This is a genomic window from Candidatus Methanodesulfokora washburnensis, assembly GCF_003947435.1.
Classification (GTDB): domain Archaea; phylum Korarchaeota; class Korarchaeia; order Korarchaeales; family Korarchaeaceae; genus Methanodesulfokora; species Methanodesulfokora washburnensis.
Genome location: NZ_RCOS01000171.1, coordinates 1 through 11765, shown reverse-complemented (window position 1 = coordinate 11765; position 11765 = coordinate 1). Strand labels below are relative to the sequence as shown.

Genomic DNA, 11765 nt, shown 5'->3' with positions numbered 1-11765 from the left:
TCCCCTCTTCTATCCGCTTTTACAGTGACAATTCCCTTTATTTTATCTATGTATGGAGTTCTCACAGTGGAACAGGCGTACTATGGATTTATGGTCTCTTCCGTCGCACTTCTTGCATCCCTTGGCTATGCAATGGGAAGAAGATCTGGAAGAGGCCTGAGATACTCTGCCCTTATGGTCCTCATCGGAATTATAGTGGCTGTGCTGAACATTTTCGTTGGCTGATTAATTAACTCCTTCCTACCTAAGCTAAATAATGTCAATTATTATATCTTTCGATCTTTTGCTAATGGAGCCTTCTAGATGACTTCATTAAAAAGTTCTTCTCAGCACTCCTTCATCATCCCGATTAGAAACTCATCTAGGTCATCAGGCCATCTTTCCACCTTAAAGGCCCCGAAGTATTTGTCGGCAACAGACTCAACAGGCTCTACTATTACCCTCCCTTCCTCAGCCCTCAGCCTCACAAGCCCCCCTTCTTCTATTCCAGCTTTCTCTCTCAGCTTCTTCGGTATGAGCAGTCTCCCCTTTCTATCTATTCGTACCACTTCTATTGTCATCCCACTTTTATATCAATGCCTATTATTTAAAATTTCCCACTTAATGGTTCATTAGAGAATCTGTATATCACTTCAGCACGATCTCCGATATGCAAACCTCCTCTCTGGGACCATCCAGCACTAAGATTAAATCTTTCAAAAGCTCCCTCCCAACTAGGAGCTTTCCCTTTCCAACTAAAGGTGTCTCAACCCTTGTCTCCAATTTGGTATCGCCAATTAGAGCTATTGCCTTCGCTGCCCTCATTACGATGGGCCCAGAAAGGGATGTATAGGTTCTCCAGTACTTCCTAGGCATCTCTCCCACTTCAAAAATCTGTAGACATCCTCTGTGACGAGAATAGCTCCTTCAAATCCTGTATCAACATAAAAGGAGAGCTCCTCTGGATATTCCTCCAATTTTGCATTCATAACTTTGAGCTTAATGCAAGGACGTGAGACGAGAACAGATCTCCCATATTTTAAGCACTCCCTAGCTCTATAGATCCTCCCAGCCACTCAGGTCCCTCCACTAAAACATCATCATGCCCTATTTTGACCACAATAGCGTTTCTCACATTAGCTGATCTAAGGGCGAGGGATACATCTTCTATCGTCTCAAAAATCCCAAGAAGCTTTCCCTTTGCTATTACTGCATACTTCCCCCTGTTTTTCCTGAGCTCCTCCTCCATCGATTCATAAACTAGGTTGTTTAAGTCCTGCTCGCTAACAATAGCCTTATCCTTGAACTCCAGCCATATTCTGGCAGCTTCTTCAAAGGCCTTGGAGAGAGTTAGACCTCTTCTGATGGCCTCTGCCTTGAACTCCCTCACAACTTTCTTGTCTATATTCTTTATCACCAGAGTCAATTTGTTCACCAAGGAATATAAATTCACCTAGGTTAATAAAAAAGCTTCCTCTTTCAGAGGTTAATTCTGCTGGAATAAAGGGTTCAGCTCATCACAAAAATGGGGAGTGCTGGACTCCAATGGGATTGAGGCATTCCTAGTTAATAAACTGCCGGTTCCTCTATACTAGCTCTTTTAAACGGGCAAAAGATAATTATCAGCGGCTATGTTGATGCCCAGATAACGATCGATGAATACTTGATTGAGGACAGGATATACCTCACGAGGAATATGGTTAAGGAAGTTATCTTAGAGGGCAAGAGGAGGGCATTACCCGACCTCATCATCGGAGCTCCGACTCTGGAAACATGGAGACTTGAGCTCAACCTCAAGGAAGGAATTCGTAGGGGAAGCCTCATAATCTAGATGATCAAACTCTAGTTCTTGTTGGTATAAGTTATAAGTGATATGCATTTTGATCAAAAATTGAGGATAGAGAAAGGTCTAACTTGGCTAAGAGGCTGGATATAAGATCGAGAGGTTAGGGAAGATTCTTAGGTTGTTTTGACAGATATTTAAAAAATAAATTTTTAGTCAAATATATACATTTCTGTATAATCAAGTTGATTTTCTTTTTAGCCTCAAAACTGCAGAAACGATAAAGCAGATCGCTATTGCTCCAATTATAAGATAGGATCGATATTGTTCCAACCAGGTTAACTCAGGTTTTAGCTGGATAACTTTTCTCTCAATCGGAGATTTAGAGAGATCCAAAGATTCTCTATGTGGAAGATATCCTTTTTTGAAAACTGTTAAAGTATAATTTGCTTGTGGGATTTCAAACTCTGCTATTCCGGAGACATTTGTAGTTTTAGTGAAATTATCAATAAGATCTTTTGAGAAAAGAGTGATAATTGCATTATCAATAATCATTCCAGCTACATCCTTAACCTCTATAATTAATTTCGTGCATCCCTTGCTTGGATACAACTGAATTGATTTCGTGACACTTGACGGAGCTGATAACTCTAAAAGTTCCTCGCGTAGAGTATAGCCCTCCTTAGAAACCCTTATTGTGTAATTTGTTGTGGGAACTTTAAATTCTACTGAGCCTGAAGCGTTCGTGATTCCTTCGAAAGTAGTCATTTTTGAAATTAATGTAACTTTCGCTCCGGTAATAGGAAGCCAGTTTTCATCTTTGACTTCGATTCTTATTGTGGAAGGAGAAAGATAAATTTTTGATAAGGTGAATCCATAGCCTTCATACTTGACTATTGATTTTTCAGTTATTATTGGTGCGCTTACTTCGCCAGCTGAAGAACTAAAAAATGCGGTTCCCTCAAAACTCCATTCTCCTTTCCCTTCCAGTACTATTTTCCTAATCTCCTCATTTGCAGGAAAATCTAATGTAAAAGTGCGTTCAATTGTTTTCGTCTGACCCGGAGCGACAAACCATTCTTTCTCTAGTTCCTCCTCAATCTCAGAAAAATAAGCTGTCTCATTTATGAATTTTCCATTTATGTATACCCTAAAGTATATATACTTCAAAAAAATTGTTACATTATTAGGATTGTAGATTTTCCATTTTACAGTAAGATCTAAGGAGAAACCCGGCGGGAACACATATACTTTTTGAAGTGCCATACTTACTTTAGGCGCTTTTAGATCATTACCTAAAACATTAGAAAGAGAGAAGGATAAGCTGGTTATAATTAAGAAAATCATCAGCTTCTTTTTTAAAAGGTATTTCTTCATGATCCGCCCTCGAATATCGGAGGTATCTGATTATAAGTTCCTATTTCATATTGTATAACTTTTCTAGGTGCTCCGTCGATTTTAGGAGATGAAGTATAGAGAGGTTCTGAATAATAATATTCATAGCTAACTAAGTATATAACAAATCCTCCTTGTTCCTCTCTTATAATAAAATTAACATGGTTTTGAGTTTCAGTTGTAAGGTATCCAAGTTTAAGAATATTAGTTATTTCTCGCAGTCTAACCCTGCTCGATCCAAAAGCCCAATCAAATGTTTTATCTAATGGTTCTTTCGTATCTATTGCCGCGAAAATTGCTTTAGTTAAGATTAATGCCCTTTTTGCGGCTTCCTTTGCAACGAGGACTTCCGCCAATTTCATTGATGTCTTCTCTGCTATTTCTTCGCTCATACCCTGCGCTTTCGCTGACTCTTTTAATAGTTTTTTCGCCATCTCCTTAGTCAGGACTTTTTTCAATACAGATTCAAATCTTTTTTCGCCCAACTTTTTAATTCCCAAAAGTCCCGCTTCAATTAAAGCTCTATCCTTACTAGGTATCTCTTTAAATCTGCCTTCTACAAAAGCCCTGATATATTCCTCGGGAACAGGTATGGGAAGTGCCTCTTCTATCCCATATACCGCCCATTCTTTGATTACATCCCACCCTACAGTTATTTCTTCTTCTGAAGATATCAAGCTCTTTTTGATTTTATCAAAGTTTTTATAAAATTCTTCTTTGGGAATTGATACTAGGCGAGCATTTTTCCATTTGTTCGCAATGGCTAAAGATTGCTGGTCATATGACGAAGCTGCTGCAACGCTGAATGTTAATTCTCTTGACTCAGTTTTATGGGGTCCATATGTCCAAATGGTAATTTTGGCTTTGTAATCTCCTATTATCATAGGAATATCTAAACTTAGAGTAATGCTTTGAGAACCCCTAGGTTCTAGAGAGATTGTTTTATATTCTTTCGCAGAATGCGAGTTTCCTTCTGGATCCTGAATAGCTAGGGCGATATTTATCTCCCTTTTCACATTATCTAAGTTTTCAACAGTCACTGATGCAAAAACCTTTCCTTCGGTACTATACCAAACATTATAGGAGGCAAGCTTGAAAACCGACAAAGGTGAGACAACAATCTGAGTGCTCCCTAATCCAGTATAGCCCGGCTTAGAAACGCGGGCTGTTATTGTGAAAGAGCCAGTAACACTTGAGGAGAATGCAGAGGTGAATTGACCATTAGAGTCTGTGACTCCGGAGGTTTTCGTCAGAGAACCGCCAGTGGTGCTCAGACTAACAGATGCCCCAGAGACCGGATTTCCATCCGATGTCACCGTAACCATGATCGTTGAGATCTGTGAAGTGGTTATTTTGGATGGTTTTGCTGTCATCTGAACCGATAATGGAACCGTTATCGTGAAGCTTCTTATCTGCGTCCAATCACTCCAGCCAACATCATTGTGAGCCTTAACCCTCCAAATGTATGAGCCAGGAGCTAAAGTGGTCGTGTAGGAAGCTGTAGGAACTATCTCTAATTTAGAAGTGGGTCCATCGATCTCGATCAAATAGGATGTAGCACCAGGTACCTTGCTCCAAGTGAAAGTGATGGTTCTGGTCGTCATGGTCTCCCCGTTGTCTGGACTGATCAGAATAGGCACATTAGGAATGGTTTGAGGAGCTTGTAGAGGAGGCAGAGGGGCTTGTTGCGAAGGAGTTGGGGTCAGAGTAACATTACTTATCGCAGACGGTGATGTCGGAGTTGAAGTTACAGGTTGAACTATTTGAGCTATTACCTTGTCAACAGCTTTCTTTGCATCATTTTCGTACGTTTTCCATGTCCCTTTGTTGAATGCTTCCCACTCCTCAAAGCCCCTTTCTTTATATATTCTATATGCCTGTTTAAATGCCTCAGCTGGATTGAATGCTTGCTCATCTGTCACTGGGATCGGGGTACCTTCCCCATGCGAATGACTGTTTATCTGAAGGATACCGCGATCCCAAGACCATATAATACCATTCTCCTTATTTGCATTGCAAGCATAGATATTGCCGCTGGATTCGGCCCATGCAATGGCAACGATCTTCACAGCCTCGTCCTCATTAAAACCGGCATCAAGAGCATACCGTGCAGCATCGTCCATGGAAATGTATTGCGGATTATTTCTACATTGTGATGGCATCGTTGTTGCATCTTTTTGCGGAGATGAAGGTACAGATGGTGCCTGAGGATAGATGCTTCTCCACTCATTGACCAATCCAATAACATAAGAGGAACTCGGATCTAGACCAGACCACTTTGCTACAGCCCTTCTAAGCGCTTGTTCATCAAAAGATCGTAGGGCTAACATATCTCTGATGGGTCCGTAGTAGGAGAGTGCCAGCGTATTTGCCGTCGCTTGAACCCCTGTCCCCTCATCACCATAGTTCTTAACTCCAGCACTGTTGAAATTCCAGCTTTTCTCGCCCATTGACCACGTTGTCGCCAGAGGGTTCCAGTACGCGTTAGTATTCTCGTATCTTGTCCATATTATGAGGGCTTGTATCGCAAAATCGCTTGTAGAAATGCCTATTTTTGTTAACACTCTTTGGAAGAAGTCAGGAGCTTTTGTAGGGACATCCTTTCCTGGAATTAGGTTTGAAGATGGGGTTTGAACTTTTTGTGAAGTTTCAACAGTAAAGCTGAATATATTTGACTTTTGTCCATCAGGATTCGTCACCCAGACTTTCCATGTGCCAGGATCAGTGAGACCGACAAACACATCTATTTGAGTTGAACCGACAAGCCTTGTCCTGTCCTGCGGAATTGAGTATATGTTCGAGCCTATTTGCAGTGTAACTGTAGCCCCACTGACGAAGTTATTGCCAATAACTGATATCCACTGTCTTGACGGACTGGCTGTTAGTCGAGAAGGAGAAACACCAGTGACTTGGGGTGCGGTGGTCGAAGTTGGAGTTGGTGACTTGTAGATCACCGTGAACTGCCTTGAAGCCGTTGCACCTGTATTATCCTTTAATGTCACTATCCAGTTCCAAGTTTTTTGCTGAGTACCACTTTCCTGATACAGTACCCTTGGTCGTAGAGTCATAGAAGTATCAGAGTTGACCGTTACCCCTGCATTCCAGTTGCTATCGCCCTTACACCAGGTAGCAGTACCACTGTCCGGTCCACTCCACGTAAATGTTATTTGGACAACATTATAGAAATTGGTGCCAGTGGCTATGAGATTTGCATAATAGGTCGATTCGCTGGTTTCTATTGTTGAAGGCTCTAAAGAAGTAAAGGTGAGCATAGGTGTTGGAGTTGGTGGATAGGTTACCTTTATTTTTTCTGTAAAGTATGCATGCTTTGTACAAGCTTCAGTGATATACTGATCCCATATCACATCCTTATAGCCTTCCTTAGATATGGTGAAATGCCATTTTCCTGGAGTTCCTTCGATTACCACGTAGCCGCCATCAGTAGTTTGATCAAAGCTTTTTCCTGCACCATCATAACCTGCTACCCTAACTCCAGATAAAAGTGGCCCGTCTTTACTTTCCTCATGAACATATAGAGTTAAAGTAACTTTTTGTGGAGTAGTATAAGGAAGTGGATTAACTCCTGAAGATTGAACATAGATCTGCTCTTGCCCACCAGGGGCGCCAGTACTACCTATGTTGTTATCTTCATTGGATTCACTGATAGCCCCATTATCATCGACATAGACTGTCACATAATAGTAGCCCTCAGGAACCGAAGGAATAGTTACAGTTTTTGTCAAAATTTTAGATTGGCCAGCCTCAAGTGAGTCATAAAAGTAATTCATGGGATATGTTGATCCGTACATGTAAGGTGAAAGGGATATCCGGTAGCGAAAGGTACCCGAAGCTGCATTTCCGACATTCTTAATAGAGAAAGTAACCGTTAGACTATCACCGATGCTGACCTTTGTTTTGTCAACGCTTACACCCTCAACAGTCAGGTCAGGCTTCCCCCCTGTTACTTGGATCTGCCCCTGTCCACTAGAAGCACCGGGCGCAGTCTCGACAATTGGAGGATAAGTAACTTGGAAAATATACTGATTTGATCTCTGGCCATCCGGATTTATCACCTGAACTTTCCAAGAACCCGCCACCGAGAGAGTAGCATAGAAATAGATGTATGTGGAGTCCACAAAGTATTCAGAGTGATCGGTGATAAGCGTCCCGCTCGGATCCCATAAACCAAGCGAGGCACCGTATTGGAAGCCACTGCCATATATGTCCACCTTCTGCCGGCTGCTGCTTGCAGTAAGCCCTGATGTAACACTATTTATCACTGGAGATGGCTTAGGTGCTTCTGATGACACTTTTTTAAGATAGTATACACCCCCAGGATAACCTTCTGCTGACCAACCTACGAGTCCATCTTCCCATCGAATTTTCCACCAAGTATAGGTGATTCCATTTAAGCTGGCAGCTACTGGACCATCGATAATTGTGCCACGAGCTCCATCATTTTTCGTTCCAATTACCTTTCCAGCAGGAGCATCTCGAACATTTAATGGTTTTCCATAACTACTACAATTTTGAACTTCTACGAGGTCTCCTATGGCAAAGCTGGAAGCTAAAAACCCTTCAAAAGTTGATGAAATTAACAGAATAGCTAAAAGAATAACACATAGATTTAATAACCTGCGATACATTTTGACCCCTCTTGTCTTCGATCCATAAATTAAAAAACTTTTCTCCTAGTTTATATAAACTTGGGATAGACCAGCTCTGCACACAAGACCGCTATACTTATTTTTCTGGCAGAATAAAATTAAGGATAAAAAAAGTTTAAGCTAAAGTATATTGTTGAAACTTTGTTACATTATAGATAGCTGTTGATATAAGTATATGCATTTTAATTAAAAATTGAGGATAGAGGAAGGTCTAACTCGGGAGGAGTTAGCTGAGAGGTTTGGGCACAGTATCGAGAGTTGGCGGTCTTGAGCCACTATATTTTAAAAAATAAAAGAACTAATAGTGCGCGTATACTTTGCTGTTATTACTTTCTTACTACTACTGTTGTGTCTGGCCTTTTAATGTCGGCTTATTAATAAATGTCCCCCGCGTTTGTATTTCGGCCAGTATAATAAATATGTGGAGAGAGAAACAGGATTAGAGGTACTTCAAGTAGATGCTACGCTAGCAAGCTCTATTTTATCATTTAAGGCCAAAAATCAATTTAACTCCAGAAATTTTCTCAAAAAAATCTATAGCTTAGGAGAAAAGTTTTTATTATCTACCCCTATTCCGCTCTTTGGTGTGTAAAAATGCTTGGCAGGAAAATACTGCCGTTCGTTCTTGTGATCCTCATCCTTCCTGTCTACGTCCCCTCAGCCCAGTACTATCAGCCACAGGCTGACCTAGCCGCTGTGAGGGATAAAGCTCTCTATATATCAAGAAGGGCTGCAGATTACGTCATATCGAGGGCTGAAGTGGAGGGAGATGGGTTTAAATGGGTATATCAATCGAGATATACTTATTATAACCCAATATTTGAGAATGGGGCTGCAGGCGCCGGTTATTTCCTCCTTAGCCTTTACAAGATCACGGGAAACAATACCTACCTAAGGTATGCTGAGGGGGCAGCAAGATGGATAATATCCAAGGCTGCATCGAGGGATGGAGGCTTTACATGGCCTCATCATGATGATGAGAAGCCGGGACCTGATGGCTGGTATCTTACCCCGGAGAAGAGCGTGGCAGGAGTTGCTAGGTTCCTCCTCGAGCTTTACAGGACGACCTCAAAGGATGAATATCTGAGATATGCTGAGGGGGCAGCAAGATGGATAATAAATGCCGGGCTCAGAAAGGATGTGCAGGGCAGTTATGTGGACTACAACCCATATCACCAAGCCCTCTTCGGAATCTACAGCTATCCCCAAAGAGATGCCGGCCTCCTCTTTATCGACCTCTACAGGACAACTGGAAATAAGGAGTACCTCGATAAGGCCAAGGAGATAGGAAGGTGGATAATCTGGACGAGCGAGTGCACGGGTAGCATATGCAAGTGGTACGATGATAGGGGATACGGAAATGTCTATTCTGTTGAGGGGGTCTCATCGGTTGCCGATCTTCTGTACGAGCTGTACTTGGCAACAAATGATCCAGAATACCTTGAAGTAGCTGAGAAGATGGTGAACTGGATAGAGTCAATAGGGGTAAGGACAAATGAAGGCATTAAGTTCCCCAGCTGGGATGGAAAGTTCCGAACAATAACGTGGGGCTGGTGGGACAGGCTTCTCTTCCCCATGACCCCAGCCGATATATTCCTGAAGTCCTACGAGATAACGCACAACTCAGAAAGGCTGGATATAGCAAAAGCATATGCAAACTGGCTCATCTCGATATCAGTTCCGGAGGGAGATGGGGTAAAAGTTCCAGAGGTGGAGGGGGAGGGTGGATTTCATGCTTGGATCAACTCAAGGGTGTTCAGATTTGTAGTAATGCTCTACAACTTAACTGGGGATGGAAGGTATCTGGATTTCTCTGAAAAGCTCCTCAACTGGATATCGAGCACAGCTGTCTGCGAAAATGGGTATGTTTGGCCCACTGGTGATGGACGCAAGATACCAACATTTTCCTTCGGCTCAAGCGGAATAGGATACTATGCTCTTGCTCCTCTTACACTAGTAGCTCCTGCGAAAGTTCTTGATGGGCAGATAACGGGTGTAAGCCCATCAAGTGTCAGCATGAGGCCTGGGGAGAGTGCATCGTTTGTATTTACTGTCAAGAACACGGGGAGCATACCGGCTGATTATCATGTTTACTTCCCTGATGGGAGCATCTTTGGCTATGTTAGCGGCACGATATCCCTAAATCCGGGAGAATATGGGGAAATAACCTTAACTGGAAGAGTTCCTCCTGAGACAAGTCCCGGAACGTATGCTGTGGATGTGTACTTCGAGATGGCACCCCATGGAGGGGTGTGGCAGAGGACAACGATATGGGGAAGGATCCAGGTAACCGTCCTAAGCGCAGGTGCACCTAAGCTTGAGATAACGCATAACTTCACGACAAAGGTAGTCTCTGGAAGGGAGTTCTCTGTGAACGTGATTGTCAGGAATACTGGGGATAGGGAGGCCAGGAATGTGATCTCGGGGATAGACTGGTCTGACAATGCCTTTGAGAGCATGGGCTGTACGGGCACTCTTGAGGCAGCTGTGCTCAAGCCTGGAGAGCAGATGCAGTACAGTTGCAGGCTAAAAGCCGGAAGCCCAGGAACATACAATGTCGAAATCTCTGCGGTGGAGGCACTGGCGGAGGGGGGAGGTGCGTATACAAGCACGAGATTTCAGGTTAGCATCACTTCTCTCCTGCTGAAAGTTCTAGGATATAAGACCGTCAATATAAGCTCAGGTGCTCCTATCGTACCAATAATGGGTCAGATGTTCGAGCTGGATGTCAATTTGAGCGATGAAAGCGGGGCTTACGTTCCTGAAGAATCACTAATGTTATCTAGCATAGCTACTCCGGAGAAAGATCCCTCAGGAAACGAGCCGAGGATAGCATGCTTGCTAATGGATAGTGGTGCCATAACTTCCAGCGAGAGCAGAATAATAAAATATTGGTGCAAAGCAGAATGGAAAATTGCTTATGTTAATATCTCAAAGGAAGGGATTTGGATAGCTGCAAACCTGTTGTTTAAAGCTATAACGCTGGGAGAGCTTCCTGATTTGGTAGATCTACTTGAAGGTATCATGCTTAAAGATTATCCTACTATAATAAACCTCGCGAGAATGACAGGAACGTCCTCAGCTATGACCAGTGATGAGGCAAATAAAGCACTTAAAGCATCTATAAAGCTTGAAGAAAATATGGGAATACTTCCTGTTGTTGGGTATAATCTCACTTTTCCGAAAGCTCCTGTAGAAGGTAATATACGCATTATAGTTTTCCCGCCGCAACGCAAAATTAATACGTTACTCGACTATGAAGCATGGCATACTAACGCTTATCTCGCCTCTAAAGCCTTATCCGTTTATACTCTAGATGCCGTACTTCTAAATCCCTTCTTAGGTGCGGCTTTTCTAATAGGGAGCACGCTTATTCCTTCAGTAGTCGATTGGCACTATAAGAGAGCCCTTGAGGATCCCTCCTTGAATTACGCACAGCTTGTTCCGCCGCCAACTGTTCCACCTGCCTTTCGCAAACTTCCAAACACAACTGCCTCTCAAGCCTTGCTCTATGAGTACCTGTATTTGGCATATGCAAATGCATCAGCCGAATCCCTTGCAAGGGCCATGGGTGCAGTCCAGATGAACGCCACTAATTACATCTATCCACATCTGAGGAACGCCCAGATGTACGCCTCAAATGCCTCCCTTTACTACAGCAAACTTGCTCCCCTTCTAATTCAAATGGTAGATGAGCTCAACAGATCAGGCTATATAAGTGAGGAGAACTTCAGAAGGGGGCAAGAGATGATAAGAGAGCAGGGGCTGCCAAACGATGTTGTGAGACTGTTGGACGAGCTCGGCTTCACAAACTACATGGATGCTCGTAACATCGAGAGCATACTCAAAAACATAAGCTATACGGAGCTCAACATAACCGAGGTTAAGGATGCCCTTGAGAGAAGCAGGGAAGCAGAGATAGGCATCTCCCTCAATTCCCT

At 42.8% G+C, this 11765-nt stretch carries 8 protein-coding genes and 1 pseudogene; 3 read left to right on the top strand and 6 right to left on the bottom strand.

The window, feature by feature from the left end:
• A pseudogene (locus D6D85_RS16615) lies at positions 1-225 on the top strand (hypothetical protein); the annotation flags it as partial.
• A gap of 101 nt (positions 226-326) precedes the next feature.
• Here D6D85_RS16615 and D6D85_RS15045 read toward each other — a convergent pair.
• The 4 genes from D6D85_RS15045 to D6D85_RS15035 all read right to left on the bottom strand — a co-directional run bounded on the left by D6D85_RS15045 (position 327) and on the right by D6D85_RS15035 (position 1414).
• A complete protein-coding gene (locus D6D85_RS15045) occupies positions 327-560 on the bottom strand; it encodes an AbrB/MazE/SpoVT family DNA-binding domain-containing protein (RefSeq protein WP_125672881.1) in 234 nt (77 codons plus the stop codon).
• Between the two features lie 67 nt (positions 561-627).
• On the bottom strand, positions 628-804 hold the full coding sequence (locus D6D85_RS15040; protein ID WP_237558876.1) for a hypothetical protein: 177 nt from the start codon (positions 802-804) through the stop codon (positions 628-630).
• Positions 804-1055: a hypothetical protein gene (locus D6D85_RS16910; protein ID WP_237558875.1), complete on the bottom strand. Its 252-nt coding sequence runs from the start codon at positions 1053-1055 to the stop codon at positions 804-806. The genes D6D85_RS15040 and D6D85_RS16910 overlap by 1 nt, the downstream gene beginning before the upstream one ends.
• Positions 1019-1414 carry a hypothetical protein gene (locus D6D85_RS15035; RefSeq protein ID WP_161969927.1) on the bottom strand — a complete coding sequence of 132 codons (396 nt, stop codon included), beginning with the start codon at positions 1412-1414 and terminating at the stop codon, positions 1019-1021. The genes D6D85_RS16910 and D6D85_RS15035 overlap by 37 nt, the downstream gene beginning before the upstream one ends.
• Positions 1415-1642: 228 nt before the next feature.
• On the opposite strand from D6D85_RS15035, the gene D6D85_RS16610 reads away from it, so the two are divergent.
• The gene (locus D6D85_RS16610) at positions 1643-1810 is read left to right on the top strand and encodes a hypothetical protein (RefSeq protein ID WP_161969926.1); all 168 of its coding nucleotides are present in this window, start codon (positions 1643-1645) and stop codon (positions 1808-1810) included.
• A 192-nt stretch (positions 1811-2002) separates the two neighbouring features.
• Here the strand turns inward: D6D85_RS16610 and D6D85_RS15030 are convergent, their stop codons facing one another.
• Positions 2003-3139, bottom strand: coding sequence for a carboxypeptidase-like regulatory domain-containing protein (locus tag D6D85_RS15030; RefSeq protein WP_125672878.1), 1137 nt, complete (start codon positions 3137-3139; stop codon positions 2003-2005).
• On the bottom strand, positions 3136-7803 hold the full coding sequence (locus tag D6D85_RS15025; RefSeq protein ID WP_125672877.1) for a CARDB domain-containing protein: 4668 nt from the start codon (positions 7801-7803) through the stop codon (positions 3136-3138). The genes D6D85_RS15030 and D6D85_RS15025 overlap by 4 nt, the downstream gene beginning before the upstream one ends.
• Before the next feature lie 615 nt (positions 7804-8418).
• Here D6D85_RS15025 and D6D85_RS15020 point away from each other — a divergent pair.
• Positions 8419-11765 (top strand): hypothetical protein (locus tag D6D85_RS15020; protein WP_133308332.1); only part of this gene is annotated, 3347 nt, incomplete at its 3' end.